At 74.0% G+C, this 21,541-nt stretch carries 14 protein-coding genes; 5 read left to right on the forward strand and 9 right to left on the reverse strand.

The features are described 5' to 3' along the window. Positions 1-39: 39 nt before the first annotated feature. The gene (locus OG946_RS12490) at positions 40-1,587 is read left to right on the forward strand and encodes a lipopolysaccharide biosynthesis protein (RefSeq protein ID WP_326796185.1); all 1,548 of its coding nucleotides are present in this window, start codon (positions 40-42) and stop codon (positions 1,585-1,587) included. Between the two features lie 73 nt (positions 1,588-1,660). On the opposite strand, the gene OG946_RS12495 is transcribed toward OG946_RS12490, so the two are convergent. From OG946_RS12495 to OG946_RS12525, 7 genes are all read right to left on the reverse strand, one after another. After that, on the reverse strand, positions 1,661-2,857 hold the full coding sequence (locus OG946_RS12495; protein WP_326796186.1) for a glycosyltransferase: 1,197 nt from the start codon (positions 2,855-2,857) through the stop codon (positions 1,661-1,663). Further along, complete coding sequence (locus OG946_RS12500; protein ID WP_326796187.1) at positions 2,854-4,563, reverse strand: hypothetical protein; 1,710 nt, start codon at positions 4,561-4,563, stop codon at positions 2,854-2,856. Before OG946_RS12500 ends, OG946_RS12495 begins: the two co-directional genes overlap by 4 nt. Next, positions 4,560-5,582 (reverse strand): hypothetical protein, encoded by a 1,023-nt coding sequence (locus tag OG946_RS12505; protein WP_326796188.1) that lies wholly within the window; start codon positions 5,580-5,582, stop codon positions 4,560-4,562. The genes OG946_RS12500 and OG946_RS12505 overlap by 4 nt, the downstream gene beginning before the upstream one ends. Continuing rightward, positions 5,579-7,165, reverse strand: a complete 1,587-nt coding sequence (locus tag OG946_RS12510) for a stealth conserved region 3 domain-containing protein (protein ID WP_326796189.1) — start codon at positions 7,163-7,165, stop codon at positions 5,579-5,581. The genes OG946_RS12505 and OG946_RS12510 overlap by 4 nt, the downstream gene beginning before the upstream one ends. A 63-nt stretch (positions 7,166-7,228) precedes the next feature. Next, positions 7,229-12,223 (reverse strand): NAD-glutamate dehydrogenase, encoded by a 4,995-nt coding sequence (locus OG946_RS12515; protein ID WP_326796190.1) that lies wholly within the window; start codon positions 12,221-12,223, stop codon positions 7,229-7,231. Positions 12,224-12,761: 538 nt separating this feature from the next. Then, positions 12,762-13,415 (reverse strand): HAD family hydrolase, encoded by a 654-nt coding sequence (locus tag OG946_RS12520; protein ID WP_326796191.1) that lies wholly within the window; start codon positions 13,413-13,415, stop codon positions 12,762-12,764. A gap of 92 nt (positions 13,416-13,507) precedes the next feature. Beyond that, positions 13,508-14,020 (reverse strand): DUF6912 family protein, encoded by a 513-nt coding sequence (locus OG946_RS12525; RefSeq protein WP_326796192.1) that lies wholly within the window; start codon positions 14,018-14,020, stop codon positions 13,508-13,510. Positions 14,021-14,262: 242 nt separating this feature from the next. Between OG946_RS12525 and OG946_RS12530 the strand changes: the two genes are divergently transcribed. Then, positions 14,263-14,877, forward strand: coding sequence for an Rv3235 family protein (locus OG946_RS12530; protein ID WP_326796193.1), 615 nt, complete (start codon positions 14,263-14,265; stop codon positions 14,875-14,877). Positions 14,878-14,934: 57 nt separating this feature from the next. Here the strand turns inward: OG946_RS12530 and secA are convergent, their stop codons facing one another. Then, on the reverse strand, positions 14,935-17,778 hold the full coding sequence (gene secA / locus OG946_RS12535) for a preprotein translocase subunit SecA (RefSeq protein ID WP_326796194.1): 2,844 nt from the start codon (positions 17,776-17,778) through the stop codon (positions 14,935-14,937). A 306-nt stretch (positions 17,779-18,084) separates the two neighbouring features. On the opposite strand from secA, the gene OG946_RS12540 reads away from it, so the two are divergent. The 3 genes from OG946_RS12540 to OG946_RS12550 all read left to right on the forward strand — a co-directional run bounded on the left by OG946_RS12540 (position 18,085) and on the right by OG946_RS12550 (position 20,661). Continuing rightward, on the forward strand, positions 18,085-18,687 hold the full coding sequence (locus tag OG946_RS12540) for a GNAT family N-acetyltransferase (protein ID WP_326796195.1): 603 nt from the start codon (positions 18,085-18,087) through the stop codon (positions 18,685-18,687). Between the two features lie 77 nt (positions 18,688-18,764). After that, on the forward strand, positions 18,765-19,367 hold the full coding sequence (locus OG946_RS12545; protein WP_326796196.1) for a GNAT family N-acetyltransferase: 603 nt from the start codon (positions 18,765-18,767) through the stop codon (positions 19,365-19,367). A gap of 94 nt (positions 19,368-19,461) precedes the next feature. After that, positions 19,462-20,661: a winged helix-turn-helix domain-containing protein gene (locus tag OG946_RS12550; protein ID WP_326796197.1), complete on the forward strand. Its 1,200-nt coding sequence runs from the start codon at positions 19,462-19,464 to the stop codon at positions 20,659-20,661. Positions 20,662-20,733: 72 nt separating this feature from the next. Here the strand turns inward: OG946_RS12550 and OG946_RS12555 are convergent, their stop codons facing one another. After that, the gene (locus OG946_RS12555) at positions 20,734-21,453 is read right to left on the reverse strand and encodes a response regulator (protein ID WP_027773850.1); all 720 of its coding nucleotides are present in this window, start codon (positions 21,451-21,453) and stop codon (positions 20,734-20,736) included. Positions 21,454-21,541 lie beyond the last annotated feature (88 nt).

The raw sequence follows: 21,541 nt of genomic DNA on the forward strand, positions 1-21,541 counted from the left end.
GGTACGGGGCATACGGAAGACGCCGCGGGCAGTGGGGCGGTGAGCGGGGACACGGCCCGTACGGTCCGCGCGGAAGACGCCGCGGGCGGCTGGCGGTTGGGGGGCGCCGCCTTCGGGCTGCTGTTCCAGCTCTGCTGTGTCGCCTACGCCGCCCGCCACGTCTCCCCCACCGCCCTCGGCGCGTACGCCGTGGCCCTCACCGCCGTCCACCTCCTCGCCCACCTCGCCGGCAGCGGCATCGCCGCCTCCCTGCACCGCGCAGGACCGCCGACCCGGCCCGCCGCCCACGCCGCGCTGCGGCTCGCCGGGATCACCGGGCTCACCGGCTTCGCCGTCGCCCAACTCGCCGCCCCGCTGCCCGCCCTGCTCCTGCACACCCCCGGCACCACCCCCCTCCTCCGCCTCCTCGCCTGCGCGTTCCTCTGCCAGCCCGCCGCCGACGCCGCGCTCACCGCGCTCCGCCGCGCCGACCGCCCCCGCGCCGCCGTGCTGACGGACGCCGGCGGCCAGGCGGCCGGTGCCGCGACCGGCATCCTGCTGCTCGCCGGGGGCGTCAACCCCCTCGGCCTGGCCGCCGTGCTGCCGGTCTCGGCCGCGGTGACACTCGGCGCCGCGGCGCTGCTCCTGTCCCGTACGCCGCTGGCGGACGGCCCTCCGGTGCAGGCCGCGTCGCTGATCCGCGTCTCGCGGTTCACGGCCGGGTTCGGGCTGCTGCGGCTGGTCGCCGCGGGTGCGCCGCTGTGGGCGGTCTGCGGGCTGCTGGGGCCTGGCGCGGCCGGCGTGTACTCCCGCGCCGCGGCGCTGTGCGAGGTGCCGGTGACGGTGTACGGCCGGGTGGCGGACCGGGCGACGGGCGGGGGCCGGGAGGCCGATCGCCACCCGCCGTCCCGTCCCGTACGCCGCGTCGACGTGCCCACCGCGCGCATCGCCGTCACCGCCGCCTCCGCCGCCGGCTTCGCCGGGTTCGGCGCCGCCGCCGGGGTCGGGCCCGCCGCGCTCGCGCTGCTCCTCGGCCCCGGCTGGGAGTCCGCGACGGCGCTGGTGCCGTGGCTCTGCGCGGCGGCGGCGCTGCAACTCGTCTACTCCGCGGGCTGCTCCCTCGACCTCGCCCGCGGCCGCCGCCGCGAACTCCTCGGTACGCACCTGGTGGTGCTCCTCGCCACCGCCGCCGCCCTCGCCGCCGTCCTCCCGTGGCGCGGCTCCGGCTCCGCCCTGCCGCTGCTGGCCTGCGCCGCGGCCGCCGGTCCTGCCGCGGGGCACGCGCTGCAGTTGGTGCGGTGGGGGCGGTGCGGGCTGGTGCGGGTACGGGAGGTGCTGCGGACGCACGCGGTGCACGGCGGCATCGGGGCGGCGGCCGGGGCGCTGGCGACGCTGGCCGGTTCGGCGGCGGCGGAACCGGGTCGCGCGCTGCTCTCCAGTCTGCTGGCGCTCGCGCCCGTGGCCCTGCTGTGCGCGGGGCTGCACGAGCAGTTGCCGCTCTCGGCGGCGCTGTCCGGCGACCGCCCGGGCCCGGCGCCCGCACCGGGGCCCCGGACGTCCACCCGAACGCCCGCGCCCCGCGGCACGGCGGGTGCCCCGGTCCCGTAGCGCCGCCGTAGGCACCGGGCCCGTCGCCCCGGGTCGGGCCACGCGGTTCGTACGCACCAGGGGCCCGGCTGCGTCAGCGCGGCGGCACGCTCGCGCGCTCCCCCGGCTCCGCGGCACCGCGGGCGGGGGCGCGCACCGCGACCAGCTCCGCGCACAGCTCCTCCCACGCCCGCGTCACCCCCTCCGCCGCGAACCGCCCCGCCCCCGCACGGGCGTTGGTACCCAGCCGGTGCAGCAGCTCCGCGTCCGCCGCCATCAGCCGCGTCATCGCGTCCGCCAGCGCGTCCACGTCGTCCGGCGGCACCAGCAGCCCGTCCACCCCGTCCCGTACGACGTCCGCCGCCCCGCCGCCCTCGGCGTACGCGACCGCCGGCACCCCCGCGGCGTACGCCTCCAGCACTCCGGCGCTCCCCGAAGGCAGCACCGCGAAGCTCGCCTTGGCCCACTCCGCCGCCATGTGCGGGCTCGGGCCCAGCAGTTCCACCCGCTCGTACAGCCCCGGCTCCGCCACCCGCCGGCGCACCCGCGGCGGCTCGGGGCCTTCCCCGAACACCCGCAGCCGCCAGCCGGAGCCGGCCGGCGACGCCGCCGCGAACGCGGCGATGGCGTGGTCCGCCCGGGTCAGCGGGCCCGCCAGCACCGCCGTCCGCGTCGTACGCGACGACCGCGGCCGGAAGCCGCCGGGCGCCGGGTACGGGATCGCCGCCGGCTTCGGCGCCGCAGGCCCCCGCGCCGCCGCGCCCAGCGCCGCCGCCAGCCGCCGCCGCGCACCCTCCGTCCGTACCACCACCGCATCGCACTCCCCCGTCCCCGGCGGCAGCGCCCCCTCCCCCGCCCACGGCGACTCGTGGATCCGCACCACCCCCGCCGGGGCGTGGTCCGCGGCGGCGCGCAGCAGCGCGGGCGAGGCCGTGACGAGGACATCGGTGTCGAGGGTGCGCAGGGCGAGGGTGAGTTCGGTGTCGGTGAGCGCGTCGAAGTCCGGGCCCAGGGCGGGGTCGACGAGCGCGCTGGGCGCGGCGGCGAGCTGCTGCCGGGCACGGTCGGTGAGGGCGGTGGGCCGCAGCGGTACGGGGACGGGGCCGGTGCGGTCGACGAGGTGGCGCAGCGCGACGCGGGCGTCGGGCGCGGCGTGCGGCCGGTCGCGGGTGCGGAAGACGCTCACGACCTCGACGTCGTGGCGGGCGGCGAGGTGGCTTGCCCGGGTGAGGACGGCCCGCGGGACGTCGCCCGGCTCGTCGGCGCGGGAGAGCAGGAAGACGATCCTCACGCCCGTACGCCCTCCCCGCGCGCCCCCGCGCGCTCGTAGGGGGACGGCACCGGGAAGTACCCCTCCAGGAACGCTTGCACCCCTCGGGGGAGTTTGCCGTCGAGCCGGAGACAGAAGACGTCGGTGTCGCGGCGGGCGAACAGCCGGTCGAGCCGCCGCGGCTCGTGGCCGCCCGCGGTCTCGACGCGGGGCGGCCCCGTGCGGCGCCCGGCGGGGAGGGCGCGGCCGAGGAACACGTCGTCGGCGAGGGGCAGTACGTGCGTGGCGAGGGCGTCGAGGGGGTGGCGGCGGTCGACGACGGTGAGGCCGGGGCGGGCGGTGTCCAGCCAGGGCGGCGGGGTTTCCGCGACGACGTAGACGTGCCGGATCCAGGGCGCGTACATCGCGAGGGAGCGGAGGGAGTAGCGCAGCGCCGGGCCCGTGGTGGTGTAGACGGCATCGACGGGCGGGCGGGGTTCGGTGACGAACTCGCGGAGCGTGGGGAACGCGCGGTCGGCCACGTACAGCACGGCGGTCGGCGTCAGCGACGGCAGCGTGGTGCCGAGCGCGGTGGGGGCGCGCGGGGTGGCGTACGCGCCGCCGCGGTGGCGGCGCTGCCAGAATTCGATGTCGCAGCCGTGGCCGGGGCCGTAGCGGAGGGTGCGGCCCGAGGTGAGGTACGGGCGGTAGAGGCGCAGCGCGGGCGGTTCGCTTGCGGCGGTGAGCAGTTCGGCGGGGACGGGGACGTCCGGGTGTCGGAGGGGCAGGACGTAGACGGCCTGGCCGGGGTATGCACCGGCCAGCGCGCGGCAGGCGCGCGAACGCAGGCCCGCGTCGACGGCGAGGCGGTGGCGGGGGGCGGCGCCGGGGTCGGTCCCGTCCAGGTCGTCGGTCCCGTCGGTCTCGTCCGGGTCGTCGGGGTCGTCGGGGTCGTCGGTCCCGTCGGTCTCGTCCGGGTCGTCGGGGTCGTCGGGGTCGTTGGGGTCGTCGGGGTCGTCGGGGTCGTCGGGGTCGTCGGGGTCGCGCAGCAGGAGGTACGGGACGTCGGCGGCCTCCAGCGCGTCCGCGGCGAGGCGGAGGTTGGCGGCGTACGCGCCGGCGGCGAGGAGGTCGTCCCGTACTTCGGCCAACTGCCCCGCCGCCCGCACGAGTCGCCCGCCGTTCCCGCTCCCCGCGGCCCGTACCGCCTCCTCCCACCTGCGCAGCTCCGCCGCGGGTGGCGGGGGGTGCGGCGGCAGGGAGCGGGGCGGCCGGGCGGGAGCGGTCGCGGCGCGGTGGAAGGCGGCGCGGTCGGCGCGGTCGCGCTGGCGGCGGGGCTCGTCGTCGCGGAGTGCGGCCAGCTCGGTCAGGAGCGCGTGCCAGCGGTCGGGGGCGTGCGCGTCGTCGGGGATGGCCGCGAGGCGCGGCGCCGCCGGGCCCAACTCCGCCTCGTACGCCGCCCGGTCGGCCTCCGCCGCTACGACCAGCGCGTCCAGCTCCGGCGCGCCGGGCGGCGGCGGGTGGCCGGGGCCGGGGGCGCGGTGGACGGTGAGGGTGCGGGCGGGGGCGAGGGCGCAGACGGCGGGTACGAGGTCGGGGGCGGTGGTGACGAGCACGTCGGCGTCGAGCGTACGCAGGGTGGAAGAGTCGGGATCGGCGGCGAACTCCACGTCGTGGCGCGCCGCGAGGCTCCGTACGACACCGTCCTGGGCCGCGGCGGCGGGGTCCGCGAGGAACGTGATCTTCATCGAGTCTCCCCCGCGTGCCCCACGACCTCGGTGACGACGACCAGCCGGCCGGCGGCGGTGTACCGCGGGGCGACCCTGACGACGTCGCCGGAGTCGGCGATGAGCAAACGGTTCGGCAGCCGGTGTACGCGCCCGGGGTCGACGACGTCGCCGAGCAACCGCCCCACCGGGAGCGCGACCGCGCACCCGGCGGCCCGTACCCGTACGTCCCACGCCCGCTCGCCGCCCCATCCGGCCACCCGCGTCAACTCGGCACCCCCGGCCCGGGCCACGAACCGCCCGCCCCCGCGGTCGGCCACCGGCAGCGCGCACACTCCCCCGGCCTCCCCGCGCCCCACGAGTTCGCACGCGAACTCCCCGCCGGGAGCCGGGCCGGCCGGCCCGCGGCGCGCGTCCTCCGCGCCCCGGCTCCGGGGCAGCCGGACGGGCCACCGCCACGCCGGGGGCGTATCCGCCGGTCCCACCACCCGCCCGTGCACCGCCAGTTCCGTCCAGCCCACCTCCACGCGCTCCACCTCCGCATGCGGCGGCAACCGCACCGCCCGCAGCACGACGGCGCACCCGTCCCCCGATGCCGCGACGGTGATCCGCCAGCCGTCGGGATGCGGCGGATCAAGAAGCGTCGGCCCCGCCGCCGAACCCGCCCCCGGACTCGCCACCGGCACCCCATCTCCCGGTGCCCTCAGCCCGTACCCCCTGCGCCGACGGCCCCCCACCGCCAGCTCCACGCCCAACTCCCGCGCCTCCCCCTCCCGTACCGCGATCACGTCCAGCCCGTGCCCCGCCCCCGCGGCCCGCCGCCGCCTCATGCCGGCCCCCTCCGGGACCCCCGGCTCCACCACGTACGTCCCGAACGCCCGCTCCCCCGCCACCTCCAGCGGCAGCGCCCTGCCCCCCGCCCGCAGCCACGCCCCCGACCGGCCCGCCCCGTCCTCCGGCAGCCGCACGCACACGTTCAGCGTCCGCCCGTCCAGCACCGTCAGGTGCTCGGCGTCCAGACAGCCCGCCGCCGCCCTCACCCCGGCAGCTCGTACGCGCTCGGCACCGGGAAGTACGCCTCCAGGAACGCCCCCAGCAGCCCCGGCGCCCCCGTGCCCCTGGCCCGGATCACCGTGCGGTTCCGCGCCGCCAGCAGCCCCCGCAGCACGGCGTCCGCGCCGGGCGCCGCCAGGTCCACGTCCGCGTAGCGCAGCGTCGCGGCCGCCGCGCGGCCGGTGTGGGCGGCGTAGTGGTGGTACAGCGACGACGGGATCGCGAGGTCGTCGCGGCGCGGGTCGCGGTGGGCGGCGGTCGCCACGTGCCGGTCGCCGAACTCGCGCTCGATCTCGCACAGCACGCTGCGCCGCAGCGGGTGCGGGGCGTGCCGCAGCGGCTCCTGTACGGGCGAGACGAAGAACCGCGTGAGGCCGTTGGCGAGGAAGAACTGCTCGGGGACGGTCTCGGTGCCGAGGAAGAGGCGGTCGCCGAAGTACAGGAAGTGCTCGGCGAGGCCCTCGATGTGGTGCAGTTGGCTCTCGACGGCGCGCGGGTTGGACGTCGGCAGCATGGTCGGGTCGGCGAAGACCTCGCGGTGCGCGACGACCTTCAGCCCCGGGTGCGCGGTGTCCAGCCACGGCGGCTCGCCGTCATCGGTGAGCAGGTGGATGCGGCGGAGCCAGGGCGCGTAGGTGGCGAGGGAGCGCAGCGCGTAGCGCAGTTCGGGATCGGTCCAGGTGAACACCGCGTCGACCGCATACGTGACGTCCTCGGGCAGCGGGTGCGCGAACTCCTCGCGGGTACGCAGCGTGAGCCGGCCGCAGCCCCAGGAGCCGCGGTCGGTCATCTTCACGGTGGTGGCGCCGGCCGGGACGCTGCCGGCGACGCGGCCGGGGCGGGGCGCGAGCAGCCGGTCGCCGGTGGCGTCCTCGTGCCAGAACTCCACCTCGCAGCCGGAGTCGGCGCCGATGACGAGCCGCAGGCCGGGCTCGGTGCGATACCACGTGAGGCGCAGCACGTCGGCCTTCTCCAACTGCTGCCAGACGCCCGGCTCGTAGCCGGGCACGAGGCTCGGGTACGCACCGGCCGCGCCGTCCCCCACGAGGCCGGCCCCCCGCGCCCCCGCACCGGCCCCGTGCCCCTCACCAGACCCCGCGCCCGCGCCCGCGCCCTCGCCCGCCACCACCGTCACGTACGCCGGCTGCACCCGGCACAGCCGGGCCAGCGCCCGGCACGCCCGGCGGCGCTGGTCCGCGGGCACGGCGACCACCGAGGGCCCGCCCGCCCGGCCCCGTACCGCGAAGTACGGGACGCCGGCGGTCCGCAGCGCCCGGGTGACCCCGAGCACCCCGACGCGGCGGGCCTGCACCGGGGAGAGCGCGCGCTGCAGGTGCGCGATGCGCGGCCGGCCGTCGGCGGTGATGACGACGCGGCCCGGGGCCTCGGTGGCGGCCTGCTCGCGGCGGGCCTTGAGGGCGGCGCGGAGCCGGTCGGCGTGGTGCGGTGCGGTGAGGACGGCGAGGTGGCGGCGGACGGCGCGGGGAAGCGCGCGGCGGTACGCGGCGACGACGGACGCCGTGCCGGGGCCGACGCGCGGCGGTCGCTGATCCGTGGCTGTCTGCCCCATGCGGGACAAACTACGTCATTCGCCCGCCCCGGACTTCGAGCAACGCCCCGCGCCGCCGTCCTCCTACCGGTTCGTCCGCAGCAGCGTGCGCATCGTCCGCATCGCCACCGACAGGTTCGCCAGGTCGAACGACTCCGAACTCTGGATCTCCTCCAGCGTGCTGCGCGCCCGCCCCAGGATCGCCGTGTTCTTCGCCTCCCAGGTCTTGAACCGCAGCTCCGGCGTGATCGCCTCGCCCTCCGCCTCCGGCTCCGCCGACAGCACCGCCGCGGTGAGCAGCGCGTGCGCCGCGTACAGGTCCTCGCGGATCGCCGCGCGGGCCATGGACTGCCACCGGTCGGCCCGCGGGAGTTCCACGATGCGGTCCATCAGGTTGCTGATGTGCAGCCGGTCACCGAGGTCGTAGTACACCTCCGCGACGTCCAGCGGCTCGTGTCCGGTGCGGTCGGCGACGGCGACGATGTCCATCGCCGGGAACGCCGCCGAGAACGTGGCGACCCGCTGCGCCAGCTCGGCCGGGACGCCGTTGTCGGTCAGCTCGTTCTGGTTGCGCTCGTACCACTCCAGGTCCGTGCCGCGCAGCAGCTTCGGCAGCGCCGCCCAGACCTGTCCGATGCGCTCGCTGAAGAAGTCGATCGTCTCGCTCAGTTGCAGCGGCTGCGGCCGGTTGTTGAGCAGCCAGCGGGTGGCGCGCTCGACCAGGCGGCGGGAGTGCAGCCGGATACGGGTCTGGATGTCGGCGGCGATGACGTTGTCGAGGGTTTCGACCTCGTCCCAGAAGTCGCCGAGGTGGAAGATCGCGCGGGCCGCGGTGTGCGCCCGTACGATCTCCTCGGTCGACGCGCCGGTCTCCTCCTTCAGCCGGTGCACGAACGTCGTACCGCCGGTGTTGACCGTGTCGTTGACCAGCACCGTGGTGACGATCTCGCGGCGCAGCGCGTGCGCGCGGATCTGGTCGGGGAAGCGGTCGCGCAACGGCTGCGGGAAGTAGGAGAACAGCAGCCGCTCCAGATACGGGTCGTCGGGCAGCCCGGTGGCGACCAGGTCCTCGGCGGTGGTGATCTTCGTGTAGCCCAGCAGCACCGCCAGCTCGGGCTGGGTGAGGCCCAGGCCCGCGGTGAGGCGCTCGCGCATCAGCTTCTCGCCGGGCAGGAACTCCAGATCCCGGTCGAGCGCCCCCTCCTTGCTCAGCTTGCGGATGTAGCGGTGGTGGGCCTGGAGCAGGCTGGGGGCCTGGGCGACGGCGTTGGCCAGGGCGGTGTTCTGCGCGTAGTTGTTGCGCAACACCAGCGCGGCGACCTCGTCGGTCATCTCCCCCAGCAGCTTGTTGCGCTGCTTGACGGTCATGTCGCCGTCGCCGATGACCTGGTTGAGCAGGATCTTGATGTTCACTTCGTGGTCGGACGTGTCCACACCCGCGCTGTTGTCGATCGCGTCGGTGTTGATCTTGCCGCCCTTGCCTCCGGGGCCGCCGACGCGCACGAACTCGATCCGGCCGAGCTGCGTCAGACCGAGGTTGCCGCCCTCGCCGACGATCCGCGCCCGTACGTCGACGCCGTCCACCCTGATCGCGTCGTTCGCCCGGTCGCCCGCGTCGGCCTGCGCCTCCGCCGAGGACTTCACATACGTACCGATGCCGCCGTTCCAGAGCAGGTCGACCGGCGCCTGGAGGATCGCCTTCATCAGCTCGGCGGGCGTCATCTTCGCGGCGCCGTCGCGGATGCCGAGCGCCCGGCGCATCTTGGCGTTCACCGGGATCGCCTTGGCCTTGCGGGAGAACACCCCGCCGCCCTCGGAGAGCTTGCGGGTGTCGTAGTCCTCCCAGGAGGAGCGCGGCAGCTCGAAGAGCCGGCGGCGCTCTGCGTAGGAGACGGCCGGGTCCGGGTCGGGGTCGACGATGATGTGCCGGTGGTCGAAGGCGGCGACCAGCCGGGTGTGCTCGCTGAGCAGCATCCCGTTGCCGAAGACGTCACCCGACATGTCGCCGATGCCGACGGCGGTGAAGTCCTCCGTCTGGCAGTCCACGCCCAGCTCGCGGAAGTGCCGCTTGACCGACTCCCAGGCACCGCGGGCGGTGATGCCCATGCCCTTGTGGTCGTAGCCGGCGGAGCCGCCGGAGGCGAAGGCGTCGCCGAGCCAGAAGTCGTACGAGACGGCGACCTCGTTGGCGATGTCGGAGAAGGTCGCGGTGCCCTTGTCGGCGGCGACGACCAGGTACGTGTCGTCCTCGTCGTGCCGGACGACGTTCTTGGGGTGCACGACCTCGCCGCCGACGAGATTGTCGGTGATGTCGAGCATGCCGTAGATGAACGTCTTGTAGCAGGCGATGCCTTCGGCCAGCCAGGCGTCCCGGTCCGCCGACGGGTCCGGCAGCCGCTTGCCGACGAAGCCGCCCTTGGCGCCGGCCGGGACGATGACGGTGTTCTTCACCTCCTGCGCCTTGACCAGGCCCAGGATCTCGGTGCGGAAGTCCTCGCGCCGGTCGGACCAGCGCAGCCCGCCGCGTGCGACCTTGCCGAAGCGCAGGTGCACGCCCTCGACGCGCGGCGAGTACACCCAGATCTCGTACTCCGGGCGCGGCTCGGGCAGTCCGGGGATGGCCTGCGGGTCGAGCTTCAGCGACAGATACGAGTGCCAGGACTTCCCGTCGCCGTCGTGCTGGAAGTAGTTGGTCCGCAGCGTGGCCTGGATGGCGGTGAGGAACGAGCGCAGGATGCGGTCCTCGTCGAGGGAGGCGACCTGGTCCAGCGCGCCGTTCAGCTCCTCCAGGATGCCGTCCGTCAGCTCCCGTCCGGCGTGCTGCCGCTCCGGCGCCATGCGCGCCTCGAAGAGGCTCACCAGCAGCCGGGTGGTGTGCACGTTGGTACGGAGGGTGTCCTCCATGTACGCCGGGCTGAACTTCGAGCCGGCCTGGCGCAGATAGCGGGCGTACGCGCGCAGCACCATCGCCTGCCGCCACGTCAGCCCGGCGACGGGCACGAGGGCGTTGAGCCCGTCGTCCTCCGCCTCGCCGTTCCACACCGCGGCGAACGTCTCCTGGAAGCGCTCGCGCGCGTCCTCGCCGACCTCCAGACCGCCGCCGTTCTGCGACGGGGGGAACTGCAGCCCGAAGTCCGAGACCCAGGCGTCGGTGACGCCGCCGCAGCGCAGCACGTACGGCCGCTCCTCGGTGACCTCGACGCCGAGGTTGTGCAGCACGGGCAGCACCCGGGTCAGCGAGAACGGCGCGCCCGTCCCGTAGACCTTCAGGCGGCGCTCGTTGGGCGCGGCGCCCACCGGCTCGTACAGGCTGAGCGCGAACTTGTCGGCGCCGCCCCGGGAGCTGAGCTTCTCGAAGTGCTGGAGGTCGGAGACGGCGGCGCGGGGCGCGAAGTCCTCCTTGTAACCCTCCGGGAAGGCGCCGGCGTAGCGGTGCGCCAGCTCGGCGGCGCGCTCCTCGCCGAACTCGGCGACCAGCGCCTCGGTGAAGCCGTCGTTCCAGGAGCGGGAGGCGTCCGCGAGGCGGTTCTCGATGCGGTGGACGTCGGTCTCGGTCAGCTCGCGCAGCCCGGTGCCGGGGTCGACGCGGACGACGAAGTGCAGCCGGGACAGGACCGACTCGGTGTTCCAGGCGGTGAAGTCGACGGAGGTGCCGCCCAGCTCCTCCTTGAGGATGTCGACGAGCCGCAGCCGCACGGAGGTGGTGTAGCGGTCGCGCGGCAGGTAGACGAGCGCCGAGTAGTAGCGCCCGTACTCCTCCTGCCGGAGGAACAGCCGCAGCCGGCGGCGCTCCTGCAGGTACAGCACGCTGATGACGATGGACTGCAGCTCCGCGACGGGGATCTGGAACAGCTCGTCGCGCGGGTACGTCTCCAGGATCTGCAGCAGGTCGCGGCCGTCGTGGCTGTTGGGCGTGAAGCCGGCCCTGCTGAGGACCTCGGCGACCTTGCGGCGGACGACGGGCACGCGGCGTACGGACTCGGTGTACGCGGCGGAGGAGAACAGGCCGAGGAAGCGCCGCTCGCCGACGACGTTGCCGTCGGCGTCGAACTTCTTCACGCCGACGTAGTCGAGGTAGGCCGGGCGGTGCACCGTGGCGCGGCTGTTGGCCTTGGTGAGCACCAGCATGCGGTGCTCGCGGGCCTTGGCGCGGACGTCGGCGGGCAGCCGGTGGAACGACTCGGAGGCGGGCTGCGGCTTGCCGTCGTCCTTGGCGAACGCGGCGTGCGACGGGTCGGCGCGCAGGATGCCGAGGCCGGTGCCGGGGACGGCGGTCAGCTCCTCGCCGTCGCTGTTGACCGTCAGGCGGTACTCCCGGTAGCCCAGGAAGGTGAAGTGGTCGGCGGCGAGCCAGCGCAGCAGCTCCCTGGCCTCCTCGACCTCCTGCGTGGGCATGTCGTCCGGCAGCGGCTCCTCGTCGAGGTCGTCGGCGATGCGCAGGGCGGAGTCGCGCATCTTCTGCCAGTCCTCGACGGCCTCGCGGGCGTCGGACAGCACCCGCATCAGGTCGGCGGTGATCTGCTTGAGGTCCGCGCGGTCGGACTCGCGGTCGATCTCGACGTGGATCCAGGACTCGATGACGGCGTCGTGCGGCAGGTCTTCGAGGCCGCGGGCGTACGGCGGCGAGGCGTTCGGGTCGCGGCCCGCGTCCAGGACCTCCAGCAGCTTGCCGGTGACGTCCCGGCGGACGACGATCTGCGGGTGGATCACCAGATGAATGCCGCGTCCCTGGCGAGACAGCTCATTGGTGACGGAGTCCACCAAAAACGGCATATCGTCCGTTACTACCTCAACGACGCTGTGACTGGACGTCCAGCCGTTCTCCTCGACCGTGGGCGTGTGCACGCGCACGTTGGCGGTGCCCTGCGGGCGGTTCTGGGCCAGGCGGTAGTGGGAGAGCGCGGCGCCGAAGACGTCGACCGGGTCACGGCCGAGCAGATCCTCGGGCGCGGTATGCAGGTAATAGCGCTGGAGGTACGCGTCGAGGGTCTCGGGAGGCAATCCCCCCTCACCCGTCCCGTCCACCCGCGCGGCGCGCGCGAGCAGCTCGTTCTTGGCTTCAGCCAGCTTGATCTGCATGGTCCTCAGGCTCCTGTCGCGCGCCGTTGCGTGACGGTTCTTGTGGGCCGGGAGTGTTCCCCGGCCCTTGCTGACGAGCGGGCACGGCACCGCGGCCCGGATGCCTCCGGGCCCTGCGCGGCATCGTGCCGGAACGGGAAACGCATCGGTCCGCTTCCGGCCATCATCGGGCGGCGGCACCGGTTTCGCCGATCAGCCGCCCCCCGGTGGGGGTCCCCGGCGCCGACCGACGCCGGGAGGGGCGCGGTGGTGGCCCCGCGGGCCCCGCCTCCGTCGCCCCCATGAGATATCGGGCTGATCACGCCCACCAGGCTATCCCCTTGGGGCCAGGCGCCGTCCACGGCCGAATGTGTACAAACACAGCCCCTGTTCTTTGACGATCCGCACAGCTTCTCCAGCCTGCGGAACGTCCTTCACCTGGACTAAAGCCTTCCGTATGGCCCTGTTGGGTCCGGTGTGCCGGGGGGTGGCGAACGTCACCATCGGAGCGTACGAGCGAGGGGTGGAGCCCGGTGCCGGACGGGCCGCCCGGGGCGCGTTACGCCGCCAGCTCGTCCGCCGCCGCGACCGCCTCCGCCAGGCTGTCCACCACCGGGACGCCCGCGGCCTCCAGACTCGCGCGGCTGTGCGAACCGCCGGTGTAGAGCACCGCCCGTACCCCCGCGTGCCGCGCGGCCACGGCGTCGTCCACCGCGTCCCCGATCACGACCGTACGGGCCGGGTCTATGCCCTGGAGCGCGCCGAGGTGGCGCACCATGTGCGCCGCCTTCCCGCTGTCGGACGGGCCGGTGCGGCCGTCGATCCGTACGAAGTGGTCCGCGATGCCGTGCGAACGCACTATCGGCAGCAGTTGCTCGTGCGGCGCGAGGGAGCACAGCGACTGCGTCTGCCCCGCTGCCCGCCGCTGCGCCAGCAACTCCGCCGCGCCGTCGGCGAGGGCGGCCTCCTCGGCGCGCACCCAGTAGTGCCGGTGGAAGGTCTCGTCCATGATCTCCCACTCCTCGGCCGTCGGCAGCCGGCCCATCAGCCGCTCGTAGAACCGCGGCACCGGAACGCAGTACAGCTCGCGATAGCGCTCAAGCGTGATCGGCGGCAGGCCCAGCTCGGTGAAGGAGGCGTTCGTCGCCTCTATCACCGCGTGGATGTCGTGGAAGAGAGTGCCGTTCCAGTCCCAGACGAGGTGTGTACGCACCCCAGAACGGTAACCGGCCGGTCTGACAACCGGGCCGGAGAGCCGCGCCGGTCGGCCCGGCCGCGCTGGCCGGCCCAGTCGGCCCCGGCGGCTCAGCCGACGAGGTTCCCGATCTCCTGTACGCCGTACCAGAGCAGCTCGTGGTCCTCCGCGCCGTCGACCGTGAACCGCGCGTCGTCGTCCCCGGCGTCCGCGGCGCCCAGCGCGGCCACCGCCGCCGCGACGTCCGCCGCCGCGTCGTCCGCGTCCACGTGCACCGCCGCCGCCAGCTTCAGCGGCACGGCCGCCGCCACCCGCACCTCGCCGATCGCGGCCGGGTCCATCCCCCGATCGGGGTCGGCCGCGGCGGTGCCCTCGGGCAGCTCCACCGCGACCACGACCCGGCGCGGCGGGGCACCGGGGGCGGGGGCGATCGCCAGCAGCCGCAGCGACGCCTGGGCGGCGCGGGTGAGGGCCGCGTACTCCAGCTCTTCGAGGTTGTCCGAGACGTACCACTCGCGCAGCGCAGGGGTCACGGCATAGGCCACCAGGGGCGCCGGGCCCAGCTCACCGGCCTCGTGCGCCCGCGCCAGGCCGGGCAGGGTCAGGGGGACGTACACGCGCATGGGCGAACTATACGGCGGCGGTCCCCCGTCCGAGTGGGTTGCCCGGGCCCGCGGCGACGGCACCGTGTGCGGCGCCCGTCGCAGGTGTGACGGGCCGGCGGGCGGGCGCCGGAGCGGGCGAGTCACCTGGATAGGTGAATCCTCCGGTGGCCCGGCGAATGGGCGGCGGACGTTGCGGAGTGGCGAGGTTCGCCGGTAGACCTTCGGGCATCGCGAACCACACGCATCACGGGGGTGACAGCGTGACGACCACACGCACCCGGCCCGAAGGCGGGCCGGAGCGGAACGAGCCGGCCGCCGGTACGGAGACCGGTGACGAACGGACCGCGGACGCCGCAGCCGGCCGGCCACACGAACCGGCACAGGGGCCGCCGTACGACGCGGCATGCGACGCGGCACACCGCCGGGGCCCCGCCCGCAGGACACCGCGGGGGAAACCCCGGCGGCCCCGCGGCCGTACCGCCCCGCCCAACCGGCGCGACACCCGCCGCCCCGGCCGCCTGCCCGCGCGCCGCCCGGCGGGGGAGCTGCGCCCGCACGAGTGGTTCGCCGAACGGCTGATGCTCGCGCTGAGCGGCCAGCGCCCGATGCACTGGCTCCTCGGCCACACCACCGGCCGCGCCTACGACCAACTCGCCGCGTTCGCCGACGACCTGCCCCTCCGCGACGGTCCCCGCCCGGAACTGCGGGCCTGCGGCTACTGCCGCCCCGCACCCGACGCCATCGAGGGCTTCGCCCGCATCGCCGTGGGCGACCGGCTCCGCGCCCTGGCCTTCCGCCTGGAACTGGGCCCCGACCACCGCTGGCGGTGCGCCGCGGTCGAAATGGCCCCGGGCCCGGAGCGGGACCGCGCATGACGACGGCGGGGCCGGTCCTTCCGGACCGGCCCCGCCGTGCGGTGACGTACTACGGCATCACTTCTTGCGCCGCTTGCCCTTCGGGCCGCCCTTCTGGGCCCGGCGGCGCTCCGCGCGGGTGCGGCCGTCGCCCGAGCCGCCGGAGGCCCCGGACTGGGCGCCGTCGGTGGCCAGCTCGCCCTCCGCGACGCCGCCCTCCGCCGTGGGGGCGGAGAAGTGCAGCCGGTCCGGGCGCTGCGGCTGCTCGAGGCCCTTGGCGAGGATCGCCGGGGCCGGGGTCGCGTCCTGCGGCGCGGCGTCGGCGGGCGCCGCGTCCTGCACCGGAACCTCCTCGACCTGCTGCTCGACCTGGACCTCCAGGTTGAACAGGTAGCCGACGGACTCCTCCTTGATGCCGTCCATCATGGCGTTGAACATGTCGAAGCCCTCGCGCTGGAACTCCACCAGCGGGTCCTTCTGCGCCATCGCGCGCAGTTGGATGCCCTCCTGGAGGTAGTCCATCTCGTAGAGGTGCTCACGCCACTTGCGGTCCAGCACCGACAGCACGACCCGGCGCTCCAGCTCGCGCATGATCTCCGGGCCGAGCTGCTCCTCGCGCTTCTCGTACTGCGCGCGGACGTCCTCCTTGACCATGTCCTCGATGAACTCGGGCGTGATGCCCGCCCGGTCGCCCGCGGCCTCCTCCAGCTCCTCGACCGTCACGGAGACGGGGTAGAGCTGCTTGAAGGCCCGCCACAGCCGGTCGAGGTCCCACTCCTCGGCGAAGCCCTCGACCGTCTCGGCCTGGATGTAGGCGTCGATGGTGTCGTCCATGAAGTGGCGTACCTGCTCGTGCAGGTCCTCGCCCTCCAGCACCCGCTTGCGCTCGCCGTAGATGACCTCGCGCTGGCGGTTCATGACCTCGTCGTACTTCAGGACGTTCTTGCGCGTCTCGAAGTTCTGCTGCTCGACCTGCGACTGGGCGGAGGCGATGGCGCGGGTGACCATCTTGTTCTCGATCGGCACGTCGTCCGGCACGTTGGCCATCGACATGACGCGCTCCACCAACTGCGCCTTGAAGAGCCGCATCAGGTCGTCGCCGAGGGAGAGGTAGAAGCGGGACTCTCCCGGGTCGCCCTGGCGGCCGGAGCGGCCGCGCAACTGGTTGTCGATGCGCCGCGACTCGTGCCGCTCGGTGCCCAGCACGTACAGCCCGCCGAGGTCCTTGACCTCCTCGTACTCGGCCTTGACCGCCGCCTCCGCCTTCTCCAGCGCGGCCGGCAGCGCCGCCGCCCACTGCTCGGCGTGCTCGACCGGGTCCAGGCCCTGCTGGCGCAGGTCGGCCTCGGCGAGGTCGTCGGGGTTGCCGCCGAGCTTGATGTCGGTGCCGCGGCCGGCCATGTTCGTGGCGACGGTGATCGCGCCCCGGCGGCCCGCCTGGGCGACGATGATGGCCTCGCGGTCGTGCTGCTTGGCGTTGAGCACCTCGTGCTGCACGCCGCGCTTGCTGAGCTGCTGCGAGAGGTACTCGGACTTCTCCACCGAGGTCGTACCGACCAGCACCGGCTGGCCCTTCTTGTACTTCTCCTCGATGTCGTCGACGACGGCGTTGAACTTCGCCTCTTCCGTCCGGTAGATCAGGTCGGACTGGTCCATGCGCGCCAGCGGCCGGTTGGTGGGGATGGGCACCACGCCGAGCTTGTAGATCTGCTGGAACTCGGCGGCCTCGGTCATGGCCGTACCGGTCATGCCGGCCAGACCCGGCTCTTCCTTGCCGTCGCGGTCGTGGCGCTTGTAGAGGCGGAAGAAGTTCTGCAGGGTGATCGTGGCGAGCGTCTGGTTCTCGTCCTTGATGTCGACGCCCTCTTTGGCCTCGATCGCCTGGTGCATGCCCTCGTTGTAGCGGCGTCCGGCGAGGATACGGCCCGTGTGCTCGTCGACGATCATGACTTCGCCGTTCATGACGACGTAGTCCTTGTCCTTCTTGAACAGCTCCTTGGCCTTGATGGCGTTGTTCAGATAGCCGACCAGGGGGGTGTTCACGGACTCGTAGAGGTTGTCGATGCCCAGGTAGTTCTCCACCTTGGCGACGCCCGCCTCATGGATGGCGACGGTCCGCTTCTTCTCGTCCACGTCGTAGTCGCCGGTCTCCTGCTTGCCCAGGCGCGGGTCGCCCGGCTCGCCCTTGGCCAGCCGGGTGACGAGCTTGGCGAAGTCGGCGTACCACTTGGTGGCCTGGTCGGCGGGGCCGGAGATGATCAGCGGCGTACGGGCCTCGTCGATGAGGATGGAGTCGACCTCGTCGACGATCGCGAAGTTGTGGCCGCGCTGCACCAGCTCGTCCTTCGACCACGCCATGTTGTCGCGCAGGTAGTCGAAGCCGAACTCGTTGTTCGTCCCGTAGGTGATGTCGCACTTGTACTGCTCGCGGCGCTGCGCCGGCGGCATGTTGGCGAGGATGCAGCCGACCGACAGGCCCAGGAAGCGGTGGACGCGGCCCATCCACTCGGAGTCGCGCTGGGCGAGGTAGTCGTTGACCGTGACGATGTGCACGCCCTTGCCGGAGATCGCGTTCAGATACGCGGGCAGGGTGCCGACCAGGGTCTTGCCCTCGCCGGTCTTCATCTCGGCCACGTAGCCCTCGTGCAGCGCCACGCCGCCCATGATCTGGACGTCGTAGTGCCGCTCGCCGAGGATGCGGTGGGCCGCCTCGCGCACGGTGGCGAACGCCTCGGGCAGGATGTCGTCGAGGGACTCGCCGTCCTCGTAGCGCTGCTTGTATTCCTCGGTCAGTGCGCGCAGCTCGGCATCGGAGAGGTTGGTGAAGTCCTCTTCGATGGAGTTGACCTGGTCCGCGATGCGGTTGAGCTTGCGCAGGATCTTTCCTTCGCCTGCGCGCATGATCTTTCCGAAGACGGACACTTTGGGCTGGCTCCTTGCCGGTCGGGCCTGGCACGGTCGGGTGCGCTGGTGCGGCCCCTGTCCTCTGGGGCTCCTCTCGGGCCTCGCGGAGCCCACGGCCGCACCGGCCATCGTATGCGAGGACGCGGGCGCCCCGGGAGGTCCAGCCCAGGGACGTTAGGTGCCGTCACCGTACGTGTCAACGTCCGAACCCCCCGGAAAGTGCCGCAAAGGGCGCGACGGGCCGCCGTGACGGGCGGGTGCACGCGGGGGTGGCGGGGCGGAAAAGCCGTGGCGGGGCGGGGGGCGCGGGCGGAGAATCCGTGAATGGAACCCGTCACACTGGACACCGACCGGCTGCTGCTGCGGCCCATGGAAGCCGGCGACATCGACGCCGTCCTGGCCGCCTGCCAGGACCCGGACGTGCAGCGCTGGACGCGCGTACCGTCGCCGTACGGGCGCGGGCACGCGGAGGACTTCGTCCTCAAGGTCAGCCCGGCCGGCTGGCGCGAGGACACCATGTACAACTTCGGCGTCTTCACCCGCGACGGCGGGGCGCTGGTGGGCTCGATGGGGCTCGTCGGCTTCACGCCGTCGCGGCACGCGGAGCGGGTCGCGGAGCTGGGGTACTGGACGGCGCCGGGGCAGCGGCGGCGCGGGTACACGGCGGAGGCGGTGGCGGCCGTGGTGCGGTGGGCGTTCACGGAGGTCGGCATCGACCGGGTGGAGTGGTTCGCCGAGGTGGGCAACGAGCCGTCGCGGGCGGTGGCGCTGCGGGCGGGGTTCACGATGGAGGGCACGCTGCGCTCGTGGTTCGTCAACCACGGCACGCGGCGCGACGCCTGGGTGGCGTCGCTGCTGCCCTCGGACCTGGGGCTGGTGTCGCGGTTGCCGTATCTGCCGGCGCCGCATCCGTCGCCGTCGCCGTAGCCGTGAGTGTCCGAGGGCGCACGGGTGTCCAACTGTGCTGCTGGCGCGGCCCGCCCGGAAAGCGGACAATCTTCCCCATGGACCCGATCACGCTGGTCACCGACCGCCTGCTGCTCCGCCCAGCGGAGCCCGGTGACATCGACGCCGTCCTGGCCGCCTGCCAGGACCCCGGCATCCAGCGCTGGCTGCCGGTCCCGTCGCCGTACGAGCGGGAGCACGCGGAGGAGTACGTACTGAAGATCATCCCTGTCGGCTGGCGCGAGGACCGGCAGTACGACCTGGTCCTCACCGACCTGGAGAGCGGCGCGCTGGTGGGCTCGGCGGGCGTCGGGCGGACGGCCGGGCCGGAGGAGCGGGTCCGCTCGGTCGGCTTCTGGACCGCCCCCGGGCACCGCGGGCAGGGGTATGCGGGCGAGGCCGTGGCGGCGCTGGCCCGCTGGGCGTTCACGGAGCTGGGCGCGGACCGGCTGGAGTGGCTGGCGCAGGTGGGGAACGAGGGGTCGCGGTCGGTGGCACGCAAGGCCGGCTTCACGATGGAGGGCGTGCTGCGCTCGCGGCTCATCCACCGGGGCGTGCGGCGGGACGCCTGGGTGGCCTCGCTGCTGCCGTCGGACATGGGCCTGGCCCCGCAGGTGCCGTACGGGGCACCTGTGACGTACCCGGCGCGGACGGCGGGCTGACCCGCAGGCGGGACAGGCCGGGCGCCGGGGCAGGTCGGGGCGCCGGACAGGCTCCTGGACGGGGTTGTCAGAGGCAGGCTCTACGCTCGCCGGCATGACCACGAACGTGTCTCTCTCCGCCGACGACGCCCGCCGTATCGCCCTGCGCGCCCAGGGGCTGCTCGGCGCGTCCGACCGCCGCGCCGGTGCCCGCGGGGTGCTGCGGCGGCTGGGCGCGGTGCAGTTGGACACGATTTCGGTGCTCGCCCGGTCGCACGAGCTGGTGCCGTACGCGCGCCTGGGCGCCATCGGACGCGAGGCCGTGGAGTCGGCGTACTGGTCGGGGACGGCCGCGTTCGAGTACTGGTCGCACGCGGCCTGCATCCTGCCCATCGAGGAGTGGCCGCTGTTCGCCTTCCGCCGCCGGGACCGCCGCGCCCGCGGCTACCGCTGGCACCGTCTGCAGGACCCGGAGGGCTCCCGCGCCGCCGTCGTGGACCGGCTGCGCGCCGATGGCCCGCTGACCTCCACGGACCTGGGCGGGGCGAAGAAGGGCGGCCCGTGGTGGGACTGGTCGGAGACGAAGATCGCGGTGGAGACGCTGCTCGACGCAGGCGAGGTCGTCGTCACGGCCCGGCGCGGCTGGAAGCGGGTGTACGACCTGGCGGAGCGCGCCGTCCCGGACACCCTGTTCCACGACGACCTGACGGACGAGGAGTGCCTGCGCCGGCTCGTCCTTCAGGCGGGCCGGGCCCTCGGTGTAGCCACGCGCGCGGACCTGGCTGATTATCACCGTCTCAAGGGCGAGCAGGTCGCCGCCGTCGTGGGGGACACGGACCTGGTCGAGGTGGAGGTCGAGGGCTGGGGCAAGCCGGCCTGGGCCGACCCGGAGGCGCTGGCAGACGCCCCGCGGGGGCGGCACAGGACGACGCTGCTCTCCCCGTTCGACTCCCTGATCTGGGACCGGCCGCGTACGGAGCGGATCTTCGGACTGACGCACCGGCTGGAGGCGTACGTGCCGAAGCCCCAGCGGATACACGGGTATTTCGCCATGCCGGTGCTCGCCGGCGGCAGGCTCGTCGGCCGGGTCGACCCGGGGCGCGAGGGGAACACGCTCGTCGCCCGCCAGGTGACGCTCGGCGCGGACCGGCCGAACGGCGTCACGCCGGCGAAGGCCGTGGAGCCCACGGCGGCGGCGCTCGCGGAGGCGGCTACCTGGGTCGGCGCGCAGTCGGTGCGGGTGGAGCGGGTCAGCCCGCCGGAGCTGCACACGCCACTCGCACGGGCGGCGGAGAAGGCCGTGGCCGCGGGCTGAAGCCCCGGCCGCCTGGCCCCGCGGCATCATGTGCGCGCGGGGCCCGGGCGCCGCCGCGGCGCCCGTGGGGCGTCAGCGGATTTCGAGGATCTTCTCGCGCATCGCGTAGACGACGGCTTCCATCCGGGAGTGCAACTGCAGCTTCTCCAGGATGTTGCGCACGTGGTTCTTCACCGTGTTCTCGCTGATGAACAGCTCTTTGGCGATGTCGCGGTTGTTCATCCCGGTGGCCACGAGCTTGAGCACTTCCAGCTCGCGGTCGGTCAGCCGCGGCGCCGGCACGAGCCGCCGCTCGTCGGTGCGCTGGATCATCGACTTGAACTCGGTCAGCAGCTTCGACGCCATCGAGGGGCTGATCTGCGACTGCCCGTCCGCCACGGCGCGGATCGCGGTGGAGACCTCGTCGGTGGAGATCTCCTTGAGCAGATAGCCCGTCGCGCCCGCCTTGATCGCGTCGTAGAGGTCGGCTTCCTCGTCGCTGATCGTCAACATGATGATCTTCGCGCTGGGGGCGACTTCCTTGATGGCCGTGCACGCCTCGATGCCGCTGCGCCGCGGCATCCGGATGTCCATCAGCACGATGTCGGGAAGGAGATCGGCGGCCTTGTCCACGGCCTCGGCGCCGTCGCCCGCCTCGCCGACGACCTGAATGTCCTCCTCCTGCGCGAGGACGATCTCCAAGCCGCGGCGGAAGAGCTCATGGTCGTCCACGACGAGGACGCGAATCGGCTCCTCCCGGGGACCGACCGTCGCCTTCGGCTCACCAGCTCCGCTCAGCTCGAACTCCGCCACGCTTGCCCCCAGGCACCGACATTGCCGTGCGCGCACATGATTTCACGATCGGGCGGCGGGGGGACGCCCCCGCCGCCCGCCTACCGTC

This window comes from Streptomyces sp. NBC_01808, assembly GCF_035917395.1.
Lineage (GTDB): Bacteria > Actinomycetota > Actinomycetes > Streptomycetales > Streptomycetaceae > Streptomyces.

What these genes read in the sequence shown, in the direction of transcription:
- OG946_RS12500 (WP_326796187.1), bottom strand. Translation starts at nt 4,563, where the DNA reads ATGAAGATCACGTTCCTCGCGGACCCCGCCGCCGCGGCCCAGGACGGT.
- OG946_RS12510 (WP_326796189.1), bottom strand. Translation starts at nt 7,165, where the DNA reads ATGGGGCAGACAGCCACGGATCAGCGACCGCCGCGCGTCGGCCCCGGC.
- OG946_RS12515 (WP_326796190.1), bottom strand. Translation starts at nt 12,223, where the DNA reads ATGCAGATCAAGCTGGCTGAAGCCAAGAACGAGCTGCTCGCGCGCGCC.
- OG946_RS12525 (WP_326796192.1), bottom strand. Translation starts at nt 14,020, where the DNA reads ATGCGCGTGTACGTCCCCCTGACCCTGCCCGGCCTGGCGCGGGCGCAC.
- OG946_RS12540 (WP_326796195.1), top strand. Translation starts at nt 18,085, where the DNA reads ATGGAACCCGTCACACTGGACACCGACCGGCTGCTGCTGCGGCCCATG.
- OG946_RS12545 (WP_326796196.1), top strand. Translation starts at nt 18,765, where the DNA reads ATGGACCCGATCACGCTGGTCACCGACCGCCTGCTGCTCCGCCCAGCG.
- OG946_RS12550 (WP_326796197.1), top strand. Translation starts at nt 19,462, where the DNA reads ATGACCACGAACGTGTCTCTCTCCGCCGACGACGCCCGCCGTATCGCC.